22 protein-coding genes are annotated in these 22,352 nt (G+C 31.2%); 14 read left to right on the plus strand and 8 right to left on the minus strand.

The features are described from left to right. Positions 1–5: 5 nt before the first annotated feature. The 8 genes from asrB to FMAG_RS12545 all read right to left on the minus strand — a co-directional run bounded on the left by asrB (position 6) and on the right by FMAG_RS12545 (position 7,436). Complete coding sequence (gene asrB / locus FMAG_RS12510; RefSeq protein WP_005887226.1) at positions 6–800, minus strand: anaerobic sulfite reductase subunit AsrB; 795 nt, start codon at positions 798–800, stop codon at positions 6–8. Beyond that, a complete protein-coding gene (gene asrA / locus FMAG_RS12515) occupies positions 793–1,812 on the minus strand; it encodes an anaerobic sulfite reductase subunit AsrA (protein WP_005887228.1) in 1,020 nt (339 codons plus the stop codon). The genes asrB and asrA overlap by 8 nt, the downstream gene beginning before the upstream one ends. Positions 1,813–1,889: 77 nt before the next feature. Beyond that, positions 1,890–2,567 carry a Crp/Fnr family transcriptional regulator gene (locus tag FMAG_RS12520; RefSeq protein ID WP_005887230.1) on the minus strand — a complete coding sequence of 226 codons (678 nt, stop codon included), beginning with the start codon at positions 2,565–2,567 and terminating at the stop codon, positions 1,890–1,892. 300 nt (positions 2,568–2,867) lie between these two features. Further along, complete coding sequence (locus FMAG_RS12525) at positions 2,868–4,490, minus strand: Rqc2 family fibronectin-binding protein (RefSeq protein WP_005887231.1); 1,623 nt, start codon at positions 4,488–4,490, stop codon at positions 2,868–2,870. 12 nt (positions 4,491–4,502) lie between these two features. Beyond that, positions 4,503–5,177, minus strand: coding sequence for a MarR family winged helix-turn-helix transcriptional regulator (locus FMAG_RS12530; protein ID WP_040494265.1), 675 nt, complete (start codon positions 5,175–5,177; stop codon positions 4,503–4,505). A gap of 13 nt (positions 5,178–5,190) precedes the next feature. After that, the gene (gene rpe, locus FMAG_RS12535; RefSeq protein ID WP_005887235.1) at positions 5,191–5,829 is read right to left on the minus strand and encodes a ribulose-phosphate 3-epimerase; all 639 of its coding nucleotides are present in this window, start codon (positions 5,827–5,829) and stop codon (positions 5,191–5,193) included. Beyond that, entirely contained in the window at positions 5,822–6,688 is an 867-nt protein-coding gene (gene rsgA, locus FMAG_RS12540) for a ribosome small subunit-dependent GTPase A (protein WP_081462377.1), read from the minus strand. The genes rpe and rsgA overlap by 8 nt, the downstream gene beginning before the upstream one ends. A gap of 37 nt (positions 6,689–6,725) precedes the next feature. Beyond that, complete coding sequence (locus FMAG_RS12545; protein WP_005887238.1) at positions 6,726–7,436, minus strand: PASTA domain-containing protein; 711 nt, start codon at positions 7,434–7,436, stop codon at positions 6,726–6,728. A gap of 164 nt (positions 7,437–7,600) precedes the next feature. Here FMAG_RS12545 and hpt point away from each other — a divergent pair, with 164 nt between their 5' ends. The 14 genes from hpt to FMAG_RS12615 all read left to right on the plus strand — a co-directional run bounded on the left by hpt (position 7,601) and on the right by FMAG_RS12615 (position 22,135). Continuing rightward, entirely contained in the window at positions 7,601–8,122 is a 522-nt protein-coding gene (gene hpt, locus FMAG_RS12550) for a hypoxanthine phosphoribosyltransferase (protein WP_005887240.1), read from the plus strand. A 12-nt stretch (positions 8,123–8,134) separates the two neighbouring features. After that, positions 8,135–8,929 (plus strand): 16S rRNA (adenine(1518)-N(6)/adenine(1519)-N(6))-dimethyltransferase RsmA, encoded by a 795-nt coding sequence (rsmA, locus tag FMAG_RS12555; protein WP_005887242.1) that lies wholly within the window; start codon positions 8,135–8,137, stop codon positions 8,927–8,929. Positions 8,930–8,994: 65 nt separating this feature from the next. Then, positions 8,995–9,255, plus strand: coding sequence for a DUF4911 domain-containing protein (locus FMAG_RS12560; RefSeq protein ID WP_005887244.1), 261 nt, complete (start codon positions 8,995–8,997; stop codon positions 9,253–9,255). Between the two features lie 12 nt (positions 9,256–9,267). After that, positions 9,268–9,507 (plus strand): KH domain-containing protein, encoded by a 240-nt coding sequence (locus FMAG_RS12565; RefSeq protein ID WP_005887246.1) that lies wholly within the window; start codon positions 9,268–9,270, stop codon positions 9,505–9,507. A gap of 8 nt (positions 9,508–9,515) precedes the next feature. Then, a complete protein-coding gene (rimM, locus tag FMAG_RS12570; RefSeq protein WP_005887248.1) occupies positions 9,516–10,067 on the plus strand; it encodes a ribosome maturation factor RimM in 552 nt (183 codons plus the stop codon). A gap of 1 nt (position 10,068) precedes the next feature. After that, complete coding sequence (gene trmD / locus FMAG_RS12575) at positions 10,069–10,803, plus strand: tRNA (guanosine(37)-N1)-methyltransferase TrmD (protein WP_005887250.1); 735 nt, start codon at positions 10,069–10,071, stop codon at positions 10,801–10,803. Then, a complete protein-coding gene (locus FMAG_RS12580; protein WP_005887251.1) occupies positions 10,793–11,311 on the plus strand; it encodes a gamma carbonic anhydrase family protein in 519 nt (172 codons plus the stop codon). The genes trmD and FMAG_RS12580 overlap by 11 nt, the downstream gene beginning before the upstream one ends. Before the next feature lie 24 nt (positions 11,312–11,335). Continuing rightward, positions 11,336–11,899, plus strand: a complete 564-nt coding sequence (locus FMAG_RS12585) for an RNA methyltransferase (protein ID WP_005887253.1) — start codon at positions 11,336–11,338, stop codon at positions 11,897–11,899. Positions 11,900–11,917: 18 nt separating this feature from the next. Continuing rightward, a complete protein-coding gene (locus FMAG_RS12590; RefSeq protein ID WP_005887256.1) occupies positions 11,918–16,270 on the plus strand; it encodes a PolC-type DNA polymerase III in 4,353 nt (1,450 codons plus the stop codon). A 100-nt stretch (positions 16,271–16,370) separates the two neighbouring features. After that, on the plus strand, positions 16,371–16,649 hold the full coding sequence (locus tag FMAG_RS12595; RefSeq protein ID WP_005887258.1) for an HU family DNA-binding protein: 279 nt from the start codon (positions 16,371–16,373) through the stop codon (positions 16,647–16,649). A gap of 120 nt (positions 16,650–16,769) precedes the next feature. Next, positions 16,770–18,050 carry an alpha/beta fold hydrolase family protein gene (locus tag FMAG_RS12600; RefSeq protein WP_005887260.1) on the plus strand — a complete coding sequence of 427 codons (1,281 nt, stop codon included), beginning with the start codon at positions 16,770–16,772 and terminating at the stop codon, positions 18,048–18,050. Next, complete coding sequence (locus FMAG_RS12605; protein ID WP_005887262.1) at positions 18,037–18,762, plus strand: MlaA family lipoprotein; 726 nt, start codon at positions 18,037–18,039, stop codon at positions 18,760–18,762. The genes FMAG_RS12600 and FMAG_RS12605 overlap by 14 nt, the downstream gene beginning before the upstream one ends. Positions 18,763–18,790: 28 nt before the next feature. Next, positions 18,791–20,173 carry a dipeptidase PepV gene (gene pepV, locus FMAG_RS12610; RefSeq protein WP_005887263.1) on the plus strand — a complete coding sequence of 461 codons (1,383 nt, stop codon included), beginning with the start codon at positions 18,791–18,793 and terminating at the stop codon, positions 20,171–20,173. 321 nt (positions 20,174–20,494) lie between these two features. After that, complete coding sequence (locus tag FMAG_RS12615; RefSeq protein ID WP_005887266.1) at positions 20,495–22,135, plus strand: AAA family ATPase; 1,641 nt, start codon at positions 20,495–20,497, stop codon at positions 22,133–22,135. Positions 22,136–22,352 lie beyond the last annotated feature (217 nt).

Genomic DNA, 22,352 nt, shown 5'->3' on the forward strand with positions numbered 1-22,352 from the left:
AACTCCTAATCTAATAAAGTACGTCCCTTAACATAGTTAAAGACAGGTCCATCAACACAGATATAGACATCTCCTATTTTACAATGTCCACACTTACCAATTCCACAACACATCTTTCTCTCTTGAGATATCCAGATATTTTCCTCTTTAAATCCAGCTTCTAAAAGAGCAAGAGCAGAAAATTTCATCATAGCTGGAGGTCCTACAACTATTGCTACAGCTTTAGATATATCTTCAAATTTAAGTTGTGGTATATATTTAGTTACTAAACCAACTTTATAATCTGGAGTTTCTTCCCCACTATCTACAGTGAGGATATATTCCATTTTTTCTTTCCATTTAGGGATATCATCTTTAAAAAGAATAAATTCTGGAGATTTAAAACCAGTAATAAGTTTCATATTTTTAACTTCATTATTGTGTTCTGCAAAATACTCGATAACTCCTCTTACAGGAGAAACCCCAGTACCACCAGCTACTATTACTAGCTCCTTATCTCTATAAAGGTTTATATCAAATCCATTTCCATATGGTCCTCTGATGAAAAGCTTTTCTCCAACATATTTTTCAAAAATCTCATTAGTTACTTTTCCCACTTTTCTGATGGTAAAATCAATTGTCCCATTTCCTATTCCACTTACAGATATGGGAGCTTCTCCATATTTAGGAATAGAGATTTCAAAGAATTGTCCAGGTTTTACATCATCTTTTTCATATCTCATTCTAAAAGTATACTCAATATCAGTATGTTTTATAACCTCTACAATTTCAGATAAAAAAGGTAAATATTGGTTAGTCATTTTTCTTAGTTACCTCCTTCATAGCAGCTTCTAATTTATTAATAGAGTTAGAGAATGATATGTATTCAGGGCATATATCATCACATCTTCCACAACCTACACACATATGGTAACCACTACGTTGTTTAAAGTCTAAAACTTTGTGTAAAACTTTAAATCTCATACGTTGACCATATATTTTACGATAGCTTTCTCCACCAGCTACATCTGTATATCCATCTACCATACAAGAAGCCCACACTCTTCTTCTCTCTCCAACTTTTCCATTATCAGTATAGAAGATATCTTGCATAGTAAAACATGTACAAGTAGGACATACAAAATTACATCTTCCACAAGCTATACAACGAGAATCATACTCATTCCACATACTGCTTTTTGCTACTTCAGAAGTTAAATTTTCAGGTATATTCACTCTGACATCATTTTCAGTTACAAAATTAGGAGTAACTTCTAACTCTCTTTCAGAATTATTTTTTAAGATTTCAGACCATTTTTCCTCTTTACAATCGACATAGAAATCCTCATCTCCATAGTTGATAGCTAAAGAGTACTCATCACATTTGTTACTTTCCATATCTACACAGAAACAATTTTCAAAAGAGTGGTTACAACCGATTAAGATAAATTTTACTCTATCTCTTAATCTTTTATAGTAATAATCCTCTCCACCATTGATTAGATACATCTCATCTAAACGTTTTACAGCATTTAACTCACAAGCTCTCAAAAAAACTATGCTACCCTTCTTTTTATCATCAGCTTCCTTAACACTCTCTTCTGTAAAATAAAACAGTCTTTGAGTAACAGGTAAAATACTCTCTTTAAAAGAGTAATTTGATTTTTTTTCAAACTCTATTTCATCAATAGAGTTAATCTTTGCATATCTGATACAATCTGTGTCTGAGAAAGTTCCACCACCTTCAAAAACTACTGGAGCATAGATATCGTAATCATTTTTTAATGAATCTAAAAAGAGATTCAATCCTTTTTTACCAATTTGAAAACCCATATATATCTTCCTTTCATAATTTTAATTTACTTTGTTTTAATTATATCAGGAAGAATAAAATAAAGTTGTGAGAGAACTCACGAGTTTCTAAAATATTTTAAAAGTTTTTCTCTATCTACTACTATAAATCTATTCCTTTTTACAATAATCAACTCTTTTTCAGAGAGAATTTTTAGCTGTCTAGATACTGTTTCCCTTTTAGAGCCTAACATATCAGCTAGATATGAGATAGAAAGATTAAAATCAATCTCTATTCCTTCATCAGTTTCTTTTCCAAAGTCCCTAGATAGTTTCCAGAGTTTAGAGGCTATCTGCTTATCTAATCTTATAGAGTTAGAAGTATTTTTTAGTTGATGATACAATCTTCTAATTTTATAAGCCATAGAATCAATTACATTTCTTGAAAGTTGGAAGTCACAACTCATTACTTCTAAGAATTTAGTACTAGGGATTTCTAAAATTTCAGTATCACAAAGAAATTCACAGTTTAATGAACTCATATTCTTTTGAAGAATAACCTCATTTAAAATTTCCCCCTTTCCATAGATGAAAATAACTTTTTTATCATGAGCTGAGTTCAATTTATACAGAGAAGCAATTCCAGCTAAAACAAAATAGATACAATTAACTCTATCTCTATCTAAGAAGAGATGCTCTCCCTTTTTATATTTTTTTATTTTACTATATTTTATTAAATTTTTTTTGCTTGAGCTATTGATATTAGAAAAAATCTTAATAGAGTTAAATTTATCCATTTTATTCCTTCTCCTTTTTTTATTAGTTAAAAATAATATATACTATGGGAATATTTCTTGTCAAATAAAAAGTATAATAAAAAAAGAGCTGTTGCAATTTAAGAAATTATAACTAAATTCAAGAATGACTTTCGCTCAAAGAATAAAGAGCAAGTAGGCTTAGCTCACTAAAAACACAAAACTCGTTTCACTCAAACAGTTGTGTTTTTTAGTACTCGCTTTCGCTGACTTGCTCTATTTATTCTCCTCAATCTTCGTCATTCTTGTGTTTAAATTTTTTATTCAAAATTGAATAATAGATTATACTCTCTCTGGTTTTATAACTAAGATATTTTTCTCATTTACATATGTAACAAATCCTGGCTTAGCTCCCTTAGGTTTGTTGATATATCTCTTTTGAGTATAATCTATACTTATCTTATCTCCAGTAAATCCCTTACTATAATAAGCAGCTATCTCTGCTCCTTTCATAAGTAGTTCCTCACTTAGTTCATCACATTTGATAATCACATGAGAACCAGGAATATTTTTAGCATGTAGCCAGATATCATTTTTATCAGCTACTTTAAAAGTTAGATTATCATTTTCAATGTTATTTCTACCAAAGAGGATTCTGTAATTTTCCCCTTCAATAACTCCATAACCTATCTCTTTATTTTGCTTTTTAGGTTTTCCCTTTTTATTTTGGACTCTCATATATCCTTGAGAGATAAGCTCTTCATGTATGATTTTCAAGTTATTTATATCATTACTATTTTCAATAAAAAGTTTGATGCTGTTTAGATAATCTAAATCTTCACTAATCTCTGTTACCCTTCTAGCATTGGCTTCAAGTCCTCTTTTTAATTTATTGTACTTTTTATATATCTTCTCAAGATTTTCTTGAGGAGTATTTTGAGGTTCAAGAGGAATCTTTATCATAGTATCGTTATAAAAGTCATAAGTTTCTACAAAAGTCATACCTTTTTTTACATTGTAGATACAAGAAGCTAATATATCCCCTTGCTCCTTATATTTTTCATAGTCAGATTTCTCCTCTTTTTCCTTAGCAAGTACAGTTAAGATTTTCTCATCTTTTTTTATTCTTTTTAAAATATTATCCATCAGTTGACTTTTTAGAGAGTCAAAACTACTAGATAGATTTTCAGAAGAGATATAGTAATTTACAGCCTCTCTAAATGAGTCAAACTCAATAACCTCATCATATTTAGATTTAGGGGCTATATCTAACACAGTTCCTAAAACTATTCTCTTGTTATTTAGATATATTTTGGGAGATATTTTTTCCTCTAATATAGTTTTAAATTTTTCAAAGGAATCAATATTTTGTAAAAATAGTTTTCCAACTCCCTCTATATTTTTAAGTAGAGTTCCCTCTTCTAAGAATGAGTTAAAACTACTACTATCTACCTCAAGTGGAGATATTTTTTTCTCAATTATTGGTTGTTCATAGGTAATTCCTGGGAACATAGCTCTCAGTCTATTCTCCTCCAAAGAGAATCTCTTTAACAAGTCAATAATTTTATTCTCTCCATCAGTAAATACAAAGTTAGAGTATTTACCCATTATCTCAAAATAGATATTGTAGTTTTTAACTTCTCCTAGCTCATTTATCCTAGAAAACTTAAATTGTAACACTCTATCAAAACCAAGTTGAACCACATCTACTAACATAGCATTTAGTAGATGTTTTTTCATATTGGCAGCCAATCCAGCACTGCTCTCCAACACTCCCTCTTTAGAGTTTGTAATATAGCAGATAGGAAAAGACGGGTTACAAGAGAAAACTAACTCTGTTTTTCCAAAATATATTGATAGAGAAGTTTCAGTATTTTTAGTAATTTTATTTATCTTTTTCCCATAGAGGTTAGATTTTAACTCCTCTTTTATTTTATTTAAAGATATTCCATCAATATAGAACATTTTTGCTCCTTTTTAGTCTGCTTTTATTCCTATTAAGTTTTTAGCATCAAGAATGTCTAATTCGATAATTTCACCAGTAGGAGATTTTATTACAAAATTTTCCTTTGAAGTAGGTTTCATTATCTCAACTATACTAAAGTTTTCTATTCCGTGTCCAGCAAAATAGTTTTGAACAATAGGAGTACCTTTTATCTCTACAATAGAAACTCTCTCTCCTTCGTTGAAGTCCACAATAGTAAGAGGTCTGAAGTAATCAGTTTTCTCTTGTAAAGCTCCAAGTATTAGTTCAAAAATCTCAATAAAATGGCTTAAATCTTTATCAGCTATATTTTCAGTGATACTAGACATTATCATTTTATGATAGTTGTTGTGGTAAGTTAGAGCCTTGCTTCCCTTATCAGTAAGAGAAACATATACCTTTCTTCTATCAGAATTAGAACGAACTCTAGCTATAAACCCTTTTTCAGTAAGCTTAGATACTGCTACAGTAGCAGTTCCCATAGTTATCCCAACTCTGTCAGCAAGCTCATTCATAGTAAGTGATTCTTCCCCAATAGCTTCTATTAGGTGTAACTCTGTATGAGTTAAACATTTGATACCTCTTTTTAGAGCCATATCTTCAGTTTTATAAAATAGTTTGTAAAACTCCTCTAATATTTCATTTACTTTATTAATATTTCCAGTCATAGCAGTCATATTTTTAACCTCTCTTTAAACTCTCAATTCTCTCTTTATAATCTCCAGAAAATACATAAGAACCAGCTACAAATACATTAGCTCCAGCCTCTATACATCTTCCTATTGTTTTATCAGTTATTCCACCATCTACCTGTATATCCACAGTTTTGCTTAAAGCTCTTACATCTTTTATCTTTTGTACAGCACTCTCTATAAATTTTTGTCCTCCAAATCCTGGGTTTACACTCATAACTAGTACCATATCTAAGTCATCAATTATATATTTTAATACATCTACTGGAGTAGCTGGATTTAATGAAACACCTGCTTTTTTTCCAGTGGCTTTAATTTGTTGGATTACTCTATGTAAGTGTATAGTAGATTCAGCGTGAACTACAATGATGTCAGCACCAGCATTGGCAAAGTCCTCTATATATCTCTCTGGTCTATCTATCATTAAGTGTACGTCAAAAACTAAGTCAGTTTTATTTCTAATAGCTTTTATAACAGGAGCTCCAAAAGTAAGGTTAGGAACAAAAATTCCGTCCATTACATCTATATGCACATAGTCAGCACCAGCTTTATCTATTGCTATTACTTCCTCCCCTAATTTACTAAAATCTGCTGATAATATTGATGGAGCAATTTTTATATTACTCATATCTATTCCACCTCTCCTCTTTCAATTTTTCATATACTTTTTTATAGAAATTATATCTGCTTCTCTCTATTTCTCCCTCTCCAACACTGTTTTTTATAGCACAACTTGGCTCGTTGAGATGTAAACAGTTATTAAATTTACAGTTTCCTCTATTAGTAAACTCTGGAAAAAGAGCTATCAACTCTTGAGCATCTTTTATATCTGGTAACTCCACTGATGAAAATCCAGGAGTGTCTATTATATAACCTCCTCCTATCAATTCAAGTAGGTTGGTATCTTTAGTAGTATGTTTTCCTCTTCTAAGTCTTTTACTAGTTTCTCCAGTTTCTAATTTTTTTTCATTTTGTAAAAGATTTATTATACTAGATTTTCCCACACCACTAGGACCACCAAAGGCAGTGATTTTATCCTTTAAAAATACCTTTAATTCCTCAATACCAATATTCTCTTTTTGTGAAATTAAAAAGTATTTTATATCAAGTTTATTTAAAAACTCTAAGTTTTTCTTTACCTCTTCTAACTCCTCAGCTGAAAGTAAATCAATCTTATTGATGATAATTACAGGTTTGATTTTGTAATAAAAACTTCTAAGCAAAAGGATATTAAGTCTTTCATAATCTATATCTGGGTCTTTTCCAGCAAATTGTATTACTAGATAATCTATATTGGCAACTAGAGGTCTCTCTACAAGATTTTTTCTCTCCTCTACATTAATAATATAGTTATCTTCTGAAATCTCTACTATATCCCCAACAACACAGTTATCTTTGCTCTCTTTTCTTTTTAAAATCCCTCTCAATTTACATTCATAGACTTTATCTTCAGATTTTACATAATAAAATCCTTGAATCTTATTAATAACTCTTCCTTTAATATTTAATCCCTCCTAGAGTATTTTAGTTGTTAATAGTCAAATCCACAGCTGAACCAGCTGGAATTTTTTCTCCAGATTTAACACTACTCTTTATTATAACATTTTTTTGTACTTCTGGTATAGATGTAAACTCAACATTTCCTACTATTAAGGAGTTTTTAGTAAGAATTTCAAGAGCACTATCAAAAGAGATACCTATTATATCAGGCATTTTTACCTCTACTACTTGTTCAGCACCATTTACAAGGAAAGATATCTTCTCTCCTCTAGTCATAAGAGTATTAGTATTAGGGTCAGTAGCCAATACTTCGTTATACTCCCCTTGAGCTTTTACTGTAATAACTTTATCTATAATAAGACCTTTTTGTTCAGCTATAACCTTGGCATCTAAGTAATTCATTCCTACAAGATTAGGTACTTGTACAAGGGCTTTTCCCTTACTTACCCACACCTTTATAGTTCTGCCTTTTTTTACAACAGAGTTTGCTTCTGGCTCTTGTAAGAAAATCTCTCCAATAGGTAAATCTGAAAACTCTTCCCCAGCCTCTTTTATACTTAGTTCACTATTTTTTAATGCCTCTGTTACCTCTTTCACTGTATATGATTTTAAATTTGGAACTTTGTAATATTTCTCATTAAAGTATACTATTTGAAATATTTTAAGAGAAAAAAACATTATAAAAATTATTCCTAAAAGTCCAGCTAAGGAGATAAAAACTGTTTTTTTATTCATTACTCCTCCATTATTTCTAAATCTTTATAATAATGATAATATCATAAGATACATAAAATATCAATAATTACTTGATAATTTCTAGATTAAATGATAAAATATATCGTAATTGATTTTATTAAAATGTAACTTGCCAAAGTTATGTTTTAAAAGGAGGAAATAGAGTGGATTATACTATTAAGACTCTTTTAACAAGAGAAGAGGTTGAAAAAAGAATCAAGGAATTAGCAAAAGAGATTGAAAAGGACTATTGTGGTAAAGACCTTTTAGTTATTGGACTATTAAAAGGTTCAATAATGTTTATGAGTGACTTAATCAAAGAGATGGATTTACCAGTTATGATAGACTTTATGAGTGTTTCTAGTTACTCAGGAACAACAAGTACTGGAGTAATAAATGTTTTAAAAGATACTGACATCAGTGTAAAGGACAAAGATGTTTTAATAGTTGAGGACATCATAGATACAGGATTAACACTAAGTCACGTGAAAAAACTTTTAGAAGATAGAGGAGCTAAATCTCTTAAAATATGTACTCTATTAGATAAACCAAGCAGAAGAACTGTTGAGATGAAAGGGGATTATGTAGGTTTTGAAATCCCTGATGAGTTCGTTGTTGGATATGGATTAGACTATGACCAACACCATAGAAACTTACCATATGTTGGAATTGTAGTAAAAAAATAATCGGAGGAGAATATGTCCTTTAAACATAAGAAAAAATTTGGACAAAACTTTTTGACTGACCAGAGGGAAGTCCTAAGAAAAATTATGGAAGTGTCTAATGTACAAGCTGAAGATACTGTACTAGAGATAGGACCAGGGGAGGGAGCTTTGACTGCTCTACTTCTTGATACAGCCAAAAAAGTTGTAACTGTGGAGATAGATAGAGATTTAGAAAAAATCTTAAGAAAAAAATTTGATGGAAATCCTAAATATACTCTTGTAATGAATGATGTATTAGAAACTGACTTGAGAGCCTATGTAGGAGCTGGAACAAAGGTAGTTGCTAATATTCCATACTATATCACTTCACCTATAATCAATAAGCTTATAGAGAATAGAGATGTAATAGATGAGATATATATTATGGTTCAAAAAGAGGTAGCTGAAAGAGTTTGTGCTAAAAAAGGTAAAGAGAGAAGTGTCTTAACTCTTGCTGTGGAATATTATGGAGAGGCTGAATATCTATTCACTATCCCTAAGGAGTTCTTTACTCCTATTCCTAAGGTGGACTCTGCTTTTATGTCTATTAAACTTTACAAGGACAATAGATATATAAATCAAGTTGATGAGGATACTTTCTTTAAGTATGTAAAAGCTGGTTTCTCAAATAAGAGAAAAAATCTATTAAACAACTTCTCTACTTTAGGATATTCTAAAGATGAGTTGAGAGTTATCTTAGCTAAGGCAGAGATACCAGAAACAGAGAGAGCAGAAAATCTTTCAATAGAGGATTTTATAAGATTGATATCAATATTTGAAAATAAGTAATTAAAAAATCAAGAATAACCTTTTTCGTTATTCTTGAATTTTTATATAGAAGGTTTGGAGGAACTATGTTATCAAGCTATGAGTTTTTAATACAGAGTAGAAAAGAGGACATAGATTTTATCAATAAGGTAATAGAAGCTTATGAGGGAATAGGAGTAGTGAGAACAGTAGATGCCAATGCTGGTATTGTAAATGTAATCTCTACTGATGACTTTAAAGATTTCGTAAGAACTATTATAGAAGACTTAGATAAAAACTATGGAGTAGAGGCAAAAATAACAGAAGAGGGACCTTGGAAGGGTTCTCTATACATAAATAAAAAGTAGCTAGGAGGAAAAATGGAAAAATTAGAAAAATTAATGCAATATATAATAGGAGAATTAGTAGATAATAACTCTGAAACAAGAATCACTTATGATGTAGTAGATGATACTGTTATATTCAAAGTGAGTGTAGCTCAAGGAGAGATGGGAAAAATAATAGGAAAGAATGGACTTACAGCTAATGCAATAAGAGGAGTTATGCAAGCAGCTGGAGTAAAAGATAAACTAAATGTAAATGTAGAGTTTTTAGACTAGGGGGTAGTATGGAGCTTTTAACAGTAGGAAAAATATCTGGAACTCACCACCTAAAAGGAGCAGTAAAGGTTGTATCTAATATTGAAAATATTGAGATACTATTAAATAACAGAATAGTAGTGGAAGTAGGAGAGAATAATCAAAGAATCCTTACAGTAAAATCTGCTTCTCATCTAGTGGGAAATAAGTGTGTATTAGAGTTTGAGGAGATAACTAACAAGACAGAAGCTGGAAATTTAAAAAATGGATTTATAAAAGTAAGAAGAGAGATATTAGGTGTTGGAGAAGATGAATACTTATTAAATGACTTACTAAATATGAAGGCGATAGATATAGATACTGAAGAAGAGTTAGGAACAGTAGTTGATATTTTTGAAACAGCTGCTCACGATATCTTAGTGATAGAGTCAGCTAAGTGTGAGGTTATGGTTCCAGATATAGATGAGTTTGTAAAGAAGATAGATTTTGATAAAAGAGTAATATATATCCATCTAATTGAAGGAATGAAAGAGGAAAAGGGAAAAAAATATCAACAAGATGATGGAATGGACGAGGAGTAATATGAAAATTAATATTCTTACTCTTTTTCCTGAGATGTTTTCAGGATTTAAAAGTGAAAGTATAATAGGAAAAGCTCTTGAAAAAAATCTTTTAGAGATAAATATTGTAAATATCAGAGAATTTTGTTATGATAAACATAAACAAGCTGATGATATGCCTTTTGGTGGAGGAGCTGGAATGGTTATGAAACCAGAGCCACTTTTTAGAGCTCTAGAAACTGTAAAGGGAAAGGTAATCTATACCACTCCTCAAGGTGTGAGATTTAATCAAAAACTTGCTATTGAGTTGGCTCAGGAAGAGGAGATAACTATCATAGCTGGACACTATGAGGGAATAGACGAGAGAGTAGTAGAGAGTAAAGTTGATTTGGAAGTTTCCATTGGGGATTTTGTTTTGACAGGGGGAGAGTTACCAGCTATGATGATGGCAGATTGTATAGCTAGACTTGTTCCTGGTGTAATCAAAAAAGAATCCTATGAGAATGACTCCTTTTTCAATGGACTTTTAGATTACCCTCACTATACAAGACCAGCTGAATATGAGGGAATGAAAGTTCCTGAAGTGTTACTTTCTGGACACCACAAGAATATAGAAACTTGGAGATTAAAGGAGAGTTTAAAAAGAACTTATCTGAGAAGAAGAGATTTGCTTGTGGGAAGAGAGCTAAGTAAAGAGGAGAAAAAGCTTTTAGCTGAGATTAAAAGAGAGCTTGGAAAGGAAAAAAATGATATATAAGTTGGGAGAAAAAACTCCAAAAATAGGAGAGAATAACTATATAGCAGAGAATGCCACTGTAATAGGAGAGGTAGTTACAAATGAAAATGTATCTATCTGGTTTGGAGCTGTTGTGAGAGCTGATATGAGCAAGGTTACTGTGGGAAGAGATTCTAATATTCAAGATAATTGTACAGTTCATGGAGATACTCCATATCCAGTAACTATAGGAGAGAGAGTAACTATTGGACACAACTGCATTATACATGGTTGTACTATTGGAGATAACTGTGTAATTGGTATGGGAAGTATACTTTTAAATGGGAGTGTAATTCCTAAAAATTGTCTAGTAGCTGCTGGTGCTGTTGTAACTCCAAAACTCCAAGCAGAAGAGGGAAGCCTTATAGCAGGTTCCCCAGCTAGAGTAATTAGAGCTTTAACTGATGAAAATAGAGAGTATCTTCAATATGCTCATAAGGTTTATATTGAGGATATTGAAAAATATAAAAACCTAGAAGAGATAAAATAGTTTTTAAATTTTTAAGGAGAGAAAATGAGAGAAAAAATTTATTTAGGATTAGTTCACTATCCTGTATATAATAAAAATAATAGCATAGTATGTACATCAGTTACAAACTTTGATATACATGATATTTCAAGAAGTTGTAGAACATACAATGTAGCTGGATATAGACTTATAGTTCCAGTAGATGCTCAAAAGATGTTAACAGAGAGAATAATCGGTTATTGGCAAGAGGGAACTGGAGGTCAGTTCAATAAAGACAGAGAGGATGCTTTTTCTATTACTAGAGTGATGAATAGCATTGAAGACACTATTGCTGAGATAGAGGAAAGAGAGGGACAAAGACCTGTTATCATAACTACTTCAGCTAGAATTTTCCCTAATACAGTGGGATATAAAGAGTTATCAGATAAGATATTTGAAGATGATAGACCTTACCTATTACTATTTGGAACAGGTTGGGGGCTTACAGATGAGGTAATGGATATGTCAGATTACATATTAGAGCCAATTAGAGGCAATACACAATACAACCATCTTTCTGTAAGAGCAGCAGTAGCTATCATATTAGATAGATTATTAGGAGAAAAATAATTTCTCTTTGGAGGAACAATGAATAGAAATGAGATAAGAATAAAACCACAAGATGGTATCTTTAGAAAAATGGGTATAAAAAATGTAGATGTTACAGAGATTATATTTTCAGAAAGAAATAAAAAGATGAGATTTATATGTAATGTTCCTTCAGTTGATGAGTTAAATGAATTAGATGTCATCTATGAAAATATTAAGAAAAACTTTGGTAAAGAGTTAGAGGTAGATTTTACAGTAAGTTTTTCTGAAAATGATATAAGAAAAGAGCAATTAATAGAGATAGTAGAGAGAGCACTCATAAGATTGAAAGCTAGAAACGCTATCTCTAAATCTTTTTTATACCTATATAGAATAAGTATTGAAAATGAGAGCATCAATATTACTCTTGCTGAGCAGAGTGCTATTGATATTTTGAGAAGTTCTCAAATAGATGAGAAGCTAGAAACAATTCTAGAAAATTTTGGAATATACAATTTCAAGGTAAAGTTTGTATTGGGAGATTTCTCACAAGAGGTATCTAAAATAGAAGAGGAAAAACAAAAAGAGATTATCACTCTTTCAGCAAAGATTGATATGGAGAATAAAAAAATTGCTGAACAAAATTCCAACAAGCCAAAGGCTCAAGAGGTAGTTATAAAAAGTGCTAACTTCTCTAAAGGAGGAGGTTTTTCAGCTAATAAAACTAAGGAGATTAAAGGAAGCTCTATTCCACTAGAGGAGTTTTTCGAACTCTATGATGATGATACTTGTGTAGTAGAGGGAGAGATCTTTGGAATGGAGTCTAGAGATATAAAAAATGATAGAGTAATTCAGACTATTAGAATAACTGATAACCACACCTCTCTTACTACAAAAATCTTCTTAGAAAAAGATAAACCTCTAGATATAAAAATTGGGGATTTTGTAAAGATAAATGGTAAAAAACAAACTGATAGATTCTCTGACAATGAAGAGATAATGATGATAAATTCTATCAACAAGCTTGATAAGGTAAAAGAGGAAAAGGAAGATAAAGCTGAAGTAAAAATGGTAGAGCTACACACTCATAGTAAGATGAGTGAGATGGTAGGGGTAACTGATATAGCTGATATTATAAAACAGGCTATAAAATTTGGACACTCTGCTGTGGCTATTACAGATTATGCTGTTGTACACTCTTTCCCATTTGCTTATAAAGCAGCCAAGGGAAAGGATATAAAACCTATACTTGGTTGTGAGATGTATATGGTAGATGATGAAGCTCTTATGGTAAGAAATCCTAAAGATGTACCTCTATTAGAAGAGAACTTTATTGTATTCGACTTAGAAACTATGGGACTTAACTCTCATGAACATGAGATAATAGAGATAGGTGCTGTAAAATTAAGAGGGAATAGAATAGTAGATAGATTTTCACAACTTGTAAATCCTCAAAAACCTATACCTAAGAAGATTCAAGAGTTGACAAATATAACTCAAGAAATGGTAGATAATATGCCAACAATTGAAGAGGTATTACCAAAGTTTATGGAGTTCGTGGGAGATGCTACAATGGTAGCCCACAATGCAGCTTTCGATATGGGATTTATAAGAAGAGATGTAAAAAGGCTTTTAGGATATGATTACACTCCAGCAATAATAGATACATTACAGATGGCAAGGGACTTATATCCAGATTTAAAAGGGTATGGATTGAAAAACTTAAATAAGGTATTGGGACTTTCATTGGAGAGCCACCACAGAGCTGTTGATGACTCACAAGCTACTGCTAATATGTTTATCATATTTATGGAGAGATATTTAGAGAAGGGAATCACTAATCTAAATCAGATAACAGGAGCTTTTCCAATAAATCTTAAAAAACAGGACACTCATAATGTAATGGTACTAGTACAAAATCTTGCAGGATTAAAAAATATGTACAAGCTAGTTTCAGAAGCTCATATAGACTACTATGGAAATAAAAAACCTAGAATTTTAAAATCTCATCTGGAAAAATATAGAGAGGGATTGATAGTAGGAAGCTCTATGACTGTACACTTTTCCAATGATGGAGAGCTTACAGATTACTATATGAGATATGACTATGAGAGTATCGAAAAAAATATTGGTTTTTATGACTATATAGAGTTACTTCCTAAGGGGGCTTACTCTGAAATTTATGAAGATGATGGAACAGGAAGTATCTCATCTTTTAAAGCTATTGAAGATATGAATAGGTATTTTTATAACTTAGCTAAGGAGAAAGGCATCTTAGTTACAGCTAGCTCTAATGTACACTATCTAGATGAGGAGGACTATAAGATAAGAAGTATCCTACTATATGGAAGTGGAAATGTATTTAGAGCAAATCAATATAAGATAGATAATAAATTTTATTTTAGAACCACAGATGAGATGTTAGAAGAGTTTAGCTACTTAGGAGAGGATATAGCTCGTGAAATAGTTGTAACTAATACCAACCTAATAGCTGACAAGATAGAGAAGATAAAACCTGTACCAGATGGGTTTTATCCACCAAAGATAGATAATGCTGAGAATATAGTTAAAGAGATGACCTATGAAAAAGCTTATAGAATATATGGAAATCCTCTTCCAGAGATAGTTAATGCCAGAATAGAAAGAGAGCTAAATGCTATCATTGGAAATGGATTCTCTGTACTTTATCTATCTGCACAAAAACTTGTTAAAAAATCCTTAGATAGTGGATACCTAGTTGGTTCTAGAGGTTCAGTAGGTTCTTCATTAGTAGCTTTTATGATGGGAATAACTGAGGTTAATGCCCTATATCCTCACTATATCTGTACTAATCCTGAGTGTAAAAACTCTGAATTTATTGAGAGAGAGGGAGTAGGTATTGACTTACCAGAAAAGAATTGTCCTAAGTGTGGAAAACCATATAAAAGAGATGGATACTCTATACCATTTGAAGTATTTATGGGATTTAATGGAGATAAGGTACCAGATATAGACCTTAACTTCTCTGGAGAGTATCAATCAGAAATACATAGATATTGTGAGCAACTTTTCGGTAAAGAAAATGTATTTAAAGCAGGAACAATCTCTACTCTTGCTGAGAAAAACGCCGAAGGTTATGTAAAAAAATATTTTGAAGAGCATGATATGAAAAATAATAAGGCTGAGATACTGAGGCTTGCTAAAAAGTGTGAGGGAGCAAAGAAAACAACAGGGCAACACCCTGGAGGAATGGTTGTAGTGCCACATGACCACACTATATATGAGTTTTGTCCAGTGCAAAAACCAGCTAATGATGAGAAAAACGATTCTATCACTACACACTATGACTATCACGTAATGGATGAACAGTTAGTAAAACTGGATATACTTGGACATGACGATCCTACTACTATAAAACTTTTACAGGAGTATACAGGAGTGGATATATACTCTATTCCACTATCAGATCCAGATACCTTGAAGATATTTTCTAGCACTGAATCTTTAGGAGTTACTCCAGAACAGATAAACTCTGTTGTAGGAACTTTTGGAGTACCAGAGTTTGGAACTCCATTTGTGCGTCAGATGTTAATAGACACTATGCCTAAAACTTTTGCTGAGCTTGTAAGAATATCAGGACTTTCTCATGGTACAGACGTATGGCTTAACAATGCTCAAGAGTTTATTAGACAGAAACAAGCTACTCTTTCACAGGTAATTACAGTACGTGATGACATAATGAACTATCTTATTGACCAAGGACTAGAGAAAGGAACAGCCTTTAAAATAATGGAGTTTGTAAGAAAGGGACAACCTACTAAAAATCCAGAAGGTTGGAAAGCTTATTCCGACTTGATGAAAGAGCATAATGTTGCTGAATGGTATATAGAGTCTTGTAGAAGAATAAAGTACATGTTCCCTAAAGGGCATGCTGTGGCTTATGTTATGATGGCTATGAGAATAGCTTACTTCAAAGTACACTACCCACTAGCCTTCTATGCTGCATATCTATCGAGAAAGGCTGAGGATTTTGACTATGAGATAATGGGAAAACCTGAATCAGCAAAATCTCATTTAGAGATACTTTCTAAAGAGCCTAAGCTAGATGTAAAGAAAAAAGCTGAGATGGCTATATGTGAGATTGTAGTGGAGATGTATGCTAGAGGATTGGAATTTTTACCAATAGATATATACAAATCAGGTGGAGTAAAATTTACTATTGAAGATGGTAAGATAAGAGTGCCACTTATAGCTTTAGCTGGACTTGGAGGAGCTGTTATAGATAATATTATCAAGGAGAGAGAGGAGAGTAAGTTCTTATCTTTTGAAGATTTAAAGAGAAGAACAAAGGTTTCTCAAACTATAATTGATAAGTTAAAGATGATAAAAGCTATCGATTCTTTAAGTGAGACTAATCAAATCTCATTATTTTAGAAAAAAATTATAAAAACAGTTGTAAAATAAGGAATGTTGTGGTATAAAAGATAGTATACTACTTATAGTAATTGCTATAAAAATCAAGGAGGATTATCAAATGACTAAAAAAGAGTTTGTAGATTTATATTTTCAAAAAGGAGAGTTTACAACTAAAGTAGATGCAGAGAAAAAAGCTATGGCTTTCTTAGCAACTATTGAAGAGGTTTTAGAAAAGGGAGATGAAATTTCTTTCTTAGGATTTGGAAAATTTGAAGTTACTGAAAGAGCAGCTAGAACTTGTAGAAACCCTCAAACTGGAGAAGAAATGAAAGTTGAGGCTAAAAAAGCTGTTAAATTTAAAGCAGGAAAAGCTTTATCTGAAAAAGTTAACAAATAGTTTTTAATTTATAGAGTGAGGGTGTAAACCCTCATTTTTATTTTGCTTGAAAAATATCAAAAATTAAAGTAAAATAAAGCTATAAAGTAAAAGGTATAGAAATTAAAGATTGGAGGATACATGAAAAAATATTTAATAGGGATGTTCATTTTGATGAGTTCAATTTTAACATTAGCAGAATATAAATATCCTTTTCAAAATCCAAATGTAGCTACTATAATTGGAAGCTCAACTCTTATGACTGAAGGTGTAACTACAAAAGTACCTGTGAAGGAGTATAAGATAACTCTACCTTGGTCAGAGCCAGTACCAGAAAATTTTTGGTATAATGAAGGATTTAAGTTTTCATTAGTTTCTCAAAATAAAAAAGCTCCTTTAGTATTCTTACTAGCAGGGACAGGGTCAGCTCACAATTCTATAAGAATGGAGTATTTTCAGAGAATTTTTTATGATGCTGGTTATCACGTAGTGTCTATCTCTTCTCCTATGAATAGCAACTTTGTCATCAATGCTTCTACAAGTAAGATGCCAGGAATGATAGTAGAAGATTCAGAGGACATCTATAAAGTAATGAAGGAGATTAATAAAAAAATTTCTGATGAGGTGGAGATTAGTGATTACTATCTAGTAGGATATAGTCTTGGAGGAACAGAGGCTGGAATACTATCTTGGATAGATGAAAGGGAAAAAGATTTTAATTTTAAAAGAGTATTTATGATAAATCCAGCTGTGGATCTATACAAGTCTGCACAAAAATTGGATAAATATATGGATTTTCCTGAAGAAGATAGGGCAGAAAAGATTTCTCAAATGATAGAGAATATAATAGATACAGTTGTAAGTAATACATTACCAGAGTATTCTTCTGTTGATGTAGAAACAATCTACAAGATATTTTCACAAAAACAATTGAGTGATAAGGAGATGGAGCAACTTATAGGTGGAGCTTTTAGATTGACTTCTATTGATTTAAACTATATAGTAGATGTGTTAAATAACAGAGCAGTCTATGTAAAAGAGCCAGTGGGAAAATTTACTCCTATGTTTGAGATTTTTAAAAAGATTAATTTTGCTACTTTTGAAGAGTATATTGAAAGACTAGCTCTGCCATATTATCAAGAAAAGTTAGGAAAAGAGTTAGGGTTAGAGGATTTATTAGTAAAGGCTAGATTAAACTATATAGAGGATTATTTAAAAAATACTCCTAAAATAATGGCTGTTACCAATGCTGATGAATTGATATTAGATAGTGAAGATATAGAGTTTTTAAAGGCAACTTTTGATGATAGATTGATAGTTTATCCATATGGAGGGCACTGTGGAAATATGTTTTTTACTCCTAATATAAAAGTTATGCTAGATTTTTTAGAGAAAGGAGAGGTAGAGCATGAAAATAAATAGATTAATTGTTATACTTATGCTGATTTTATCTATCACAACTTTTTCTAAAGAGAGTGAGGAAGTAAAAAATATAGATAACTCTTTTGAATACTTTGAAGTATATGACCCATTAGAGCCTATCAATAGAAGAATTTATTACTTTAACTATCACTTTGAAAAATATATATCTCTACCAGCAGTAAGAGTGTATAGAAGTGTTACTCCAAGTCCAGTAAGACAAGGGATAACTAATTTTTTCAAAAATACTGACAATATATCTACTACTGCTAACTCATTGTTACAATTAAAAATAAAAAAGGCTATGAGAGCAATTGGAAGATTTACCATGAATAGTGCTGTGGGAGTTGGAGGCTTTGTAGATGTAGCTTCAGATATGGGGATGCCTAAACCGTATGAAGATTTTGGGCTTACATTGGCTCATTATGGAGTGAGAAAGGGACCTTATTTAGTGTTACCAATATTGGGACCTAGCTCTTTAAGAGATGCCTTTGGAACAGGAGTAGATGTTTTAGGGAGAGGTACTCTATACCATACAGTTGATTTAGATGAGATGAATAATATGTTAGTAACAGGATTATATGGGATAGATAAGAGAAATAATATACCATTTAAATACTATGATACTGGCTCTCCTTTTGAATATGAGTACATGAGATTTCTGTATTTTAAATATAGAAAGTTACAAGCAGATTTAGGAAGCGAAGTATTCTAATCATATAAAATAGAAGTTGGAGGTTTTTATGAATTTACAAGAGAAAGTTTTAGGCTACAAAGATGAAGTAGTAAAACACATTCAAGGTTCTGTACAGTTAAAAAGTGTTATGGAGCCAGCTAAAGAGGGAATGCCTTTTGGAGAGGGACCAGCTAAAGCGTTAAATTATTTTGTAGAATTAGGAAAAGAGTTAGGATTTCAAGTAGTCAACTATGATAACTATGCTACAACAATAGAGTTTGGAGAGGGAGAAGAGGTATTAGGAATATTAGGACACGTAGACGTTGTACCAGAAGGAGAAGGTTGGGACTACCCACCATATAGTGGTGCTATTGTAGATGGTAAAATCTATGGAAGAGGAACACTAGACGACAAGGGACCATCTGTAATCTGCCTATACGCTATGAAAACTATAATGGATTCTGGAATAAAATTAAATAGAAAAGTTAGAATGATATTGGGAGCAAATGAAGAGAGTGGAAGTAAGTGTATGGATTACTATTTCAATACTTTAAAGATGCCACAACCTACATTAGCTTTTACACCAGATTCAACTTTCCCTGTTACTTTTGCTGAAAAGGGAATAGTACGTATCAAATTAAACAATAACTATCCTACTCTAAAAGAGGTATCACTTGTAGGAGGAAATGCTTTTAACTCTGTTCCAGAGAGATGTGAATTAAATATTCCTAAATCATTTGTAGCTGGAGTAGAGGAAGCAATAGAAAAATATAACTCAGATAAAGAGTATAAAGTAACTTGTGAATTAGTAGGGGAAAATTACCTAATCAACTCTTATGGTAAATCTGCTCATGCTTCTAAACCAACATTAGGATATAACTCTGTATCAGCACTATTTGAGTTTTTAAAACTTGTAGATGTAAAAAATGAGGAGTTAAAATCTCTAGTAGAATTCTTTAACACTTATATTAAAATGGAGTTAGATGGAGAATCTTTAGGAGTTAATTTTGAAGATAATGAAAGTGGAAAGCTTACTTTAAATATAGGAAAAACTACTTTAAAAGATGGAGTTTTAGAAGTTTGTATAGATATAAGATGTCCAGTTCATGTAGCTAATACAAAGGTTATAGATACAATCAAAGAAAAAGTTGGAGATAAGATGGAAGTAGAGGTAGCTGGAAATACTGCTCCACTTTATGTTTCAAAAGATAGTTTCTTAGTATCTACTCTTATGGGAATCTATAAAGATATAACTGGAGATGCTGTAAGTGAGCCTATCGCTATCGGTGGAGGAACTTATGCTAGAACTGTAACTAATGGAGTTGCTTTTGGAGCTTTACTTTCATCTCAAGTAGATAATATGCACCAAAAAAATGAGTATCTAGAGATAGATAAGATAGATACACTATTAAAGATTTATGTAGAGGCTATCTATCAATTAGCTAAATAAAAATTTATAGAGAGATTTTATCTTACTAAAATTTTAGTAGAATCGAATAAAAAATTAATAAAGATAAAAATTCTACTATATTAAGATTTAAGTATAGAAGAAAAATATAATAAATCAAGAATGACTTTATTTTTATAAAAGATAATATTGTCATTCTTGTTTTTTTATATCCCTAATAAATTTATTAAATTGAAATAGTATAAGGGTAGAAAACTTTATCTTACTAAAATTTTAGTAGAATCAAATAACGAATTAGAAAGAAAAATTATTCTATTTTTTCTGATTATGAAATATGATATAATATAATTAGGGGGTGTTAGTATGTTAAAAAGAATTCCAATAGCAGTAGAAAATTTTAAAGAAATAATAGAAGAAAATTATTATTATATAGATAAAACAAAATTTATAGAGGAGATATTAAATGATGGAACAAAGGTAAAACTTTTTTGTCGTCCAAGAAGATTTGGAAAAACTTTAAATATGTCTATGCTTAGATATTTTTTTGATGTAAAAAATAGAGAAGAGAATAGAAAACTTTTTAATGGACTATATATAGAAAAATCCCCAATGATATCAGAGCAAGGAAAATATCCAGTGATATTTTTAAGTATGAAGGGAATAAGTAGTTCAAATTTTGAAGATGCTCTTGATAAGATAATGGATAAAATAATAAGTGTTTATGAAGACTATTCATATATTTTAGATAAATTAGATGAGAGAAGCAGAAAAAGATATGATGCTATACTTGATGGTAATATAAATAGAGCCCAATTAGAAAGCTCCCTACTCTTTCTAACAAAATTGTTGTACAAATACTACAACCAAAAAGTAGTTGTATTAATAGATGAATATGATTATCCAATAATGTCATCATATGAAAAAGGATACTATGAGGAGATGAGAGATTTCCTAAAGGCTTTCTATGGAGATGTACTTAAGACCAATGAATACTTACAAATGGGAGTGTTAACTGGAATAATCAGAGTAGCACAGGCAGGAATATTCTCTGATTTAAATAATTTTAAGTCTTTTACTGTTCTAGAGGAGAAGTATAGCACCTCTTTTGGACTTGTAGAAGAGGAAGTAAAAGCTATGCTAGCTTACTATGAGATAGGTTATGAGATGCCAGAGGTAAAGAAGTGGTATGATGGATATAGTTTTGGAAAAGATGAGTTATACAATCCTTGGAGTATATTAAATTATACCTCAGATAAAATACTAAAACCCTATTGGATAAATACAAGCTCTAACTTTATGATAAGAGAACTTTTAGAACAGACAGGGAAAGAAGGATTAGAAACCCTTGAGAAAATTTTTAACCAAGAGGATATAGCAGTAAGAATAACAGATAATGTAAGGTTTGGTAATAATTTATCAGCAAGTGAAGTGTGGGAACTAATGGTATACTCTGGTTATCTAACTGTAAATGGTAGGATAGAAGATGGAAGATATTTAGTGAGAATACCTAATATGGAGATAATGAATTTCTTTAAAGATGAATTTTTAAATATTATATTTGGAAATTATGATACAGTAGATAGATTAAGAGATGCTTTGAGGGATAAAAACTTAAGGCAGTTAGATAGAGTAATAGAAAAAATCGTTTTAGATGTAATGAGTTTCCACGACACAGGAACAAATAATGAATACTCATATCATATGCTATTAGCAGGATTTTTTTATGCCTTAGATAGTTACTATATTACCAAGTCAAATGTAGAAGCTGGCTATGGAAGAGCAGATATAATACTATTTCCAAGAGATAAGTCAAAGGCAGGATATATTTTGGAGTTGAAAAGAGCATACACTAAAACTCCAGAAAAAGAAGTAGAAAAAGCACTACAACAAATAGATGATAATAAATACTATGTAGAGTTAGAGAGATATGGAGTAAAAGAGATAATTAAGTTAGGTTATATTTTTGATGGGAAAAAAGTAGCAAGTAGTAATTTATCTTATTAGAGTTTAAATAGCTTAAGAATTACTCTCGTTCAAAGAATAAAGAGTAAGTAAGGTTTCCAAAATTCTAAGAGCTTTAGCTCTCTAAAAATTTTGAGACACGGAAAGTAAAACTTTCAGTGCTTCCTTAATGTAACACAGAAAATAAATTTCTGTGTCTCAATAGTAGTAGTCGTTTACACTCCTCTACTATTGGAAAACTCGGCTACGCCTCAAACAG

Source organism: Fusobacterium mortiferum ATCC 9817 (assembly GCF_000158195.2).
Taxonomy (GTDB): domain Bacteria; phylum Fusobacteriota; class Fusobacteriia; order Fusobacteriales; family Fusobacteriaceae; genus Fusobacterium_A; species Fusobacterium_A mortiferum.

Excerpts from the sequence above, each read along its gene's own strand:
- asrB (WP_005887226.1), bottom strand. The coding sequence starts at position 800 with ATGACTAACCAATATTTACCTTTTTTATCTGAAATTGTAGAGGTTATA.
- FMAG_RS12590 (WP_005887256.1), top strand. The coding sequence starts at position 11,918 with ATGAATAGAAATGAGATAAGAATAAAACCACAAGATGGTATCTTTAGA.
- rimM (WP_005887248.1), top strand. The coding sequence starts at position 9,516 with ATGGAGCTTTTAACAGTAGGAAAAATATCTGGAACTCACCACCTAAAA.
- FMAG_RS12585 (WP_005887253.1), top strand. The coding sequence starts at position 11,336 with ATGAGAGAAAAAATTTATTTAGGATTAGTTCACTATCCTGTATATAAT.
- trmD (WP_005887250.1), top strand. The coding sequence starts at position 10,069 with ATGAAAATTAATATTCTTACTCTTTTTCCTGAGATGTTTTCAGGATTT.
- FMAG_RS12595 (WP_005887258.1), top strand. The coding sequence starts at position 16,371 with ATGACTAAAAAAGAGTTTGTAGATTTATATTTTCAAAAAGGAGAGTTT.
- FMAG_RS12565 (WP_005887246.1), top strand. The coding sequence starts at position 9,268 with ATGGAAAAATTAGAAAAATTAATGCAATATATAATAGGAGAATTAGTA.
- FMAG_RS12525 (WP_005887231.1), bottom strand. The coding sequence starts at position 4,490 with ATGTTCTATATTGATGGAATATCTTTAAATAAAATAAAAGAGGAGTTA.
- rsmA (WP_005887242.1), top strand. The coding sequence starts at position 8,135 with ATGTCCTTTAAACATAAGAAAAAATTTGGACAAAACTTTTTGACTGAC.
- pepV (WP_005887263.1), top strand. The coding sequence starts at position 18,791 with ATGAATTTACAAGAGAAAGTTTTAGGCTACAAAGATGAAGTAGTAAAA.
- FMAG_RS12520 (WP_005887230.1), bottom strand. The coding sequence starts at position 2,567 with ATGGATAAATTTAACTCTATTAAGATTTTTTCTAATATCAATAGCTCA.
- FMAG_RS12530 (WP_040494265.1), bottom strand. The coding sequence starts at position 5,177 with ATGACTGGAAATATTAATAAAGTAAATGAAATATTAGAGGAGTTTTAC.
- asrA (WP_005887228.1), bottom strand. The coding sequence starts at position 1,812 with ATGGGTTTTCAAATTGGTAAAAAAGGATTGAATCTCTTTTTAGATTCA.
- FMAG_RS12580 (WP_005887251.1), top strand. The coding sequence starts at position 10,793 with ATGATATATAAGTTGGGAGAAAAAACTCCAAAAATAGGAGAGAATAAC.
- FMAG_RS12605 (WP_005887262.1), top strand. The coding sequence starts at position 18,037 with ATGAAAATAAATAGATTAATTGTTATACTTATGCTGATTTTATCTATC.
- FMAG_RS12600 (WP_005887260.1), top strand. The coding sequence starts at position 16,770 with ATGAAAAAATATTTAATAGGGATGTTCATTTTGATGAGTTCAATTTTA.
- FMAG_RS12545 (WP_005887238.1), bottom strand. The coding sequence starts at position 7,436 with ATGAATAAAAAAACAGTTTTTATCTCCTTAGCTGGACTTTTAGGAATA.
- FMAG_RS12560 (WP_005887244.1), top strand. The coding sequence starts at position 8,995 with ATGTTATCAAGCTATGAGTTTTTAATACAGAGTAGAAAAGAGGACATA.
- rpe (WP_005887235.1), bottom strand. The coding sequence starts at position 5,829 with ATGAGTAATATAAAAATTGCTCCATCAATATTATCAGCAGATTTTAGT.
- FMAG_RS12615 (WP_005887266.1), top strand. The coding sequence starts at position 20,495 with ATGTTAAAAAGAATTCCAATAGCAGTAGAAAATTTTAAAGAAATAATA.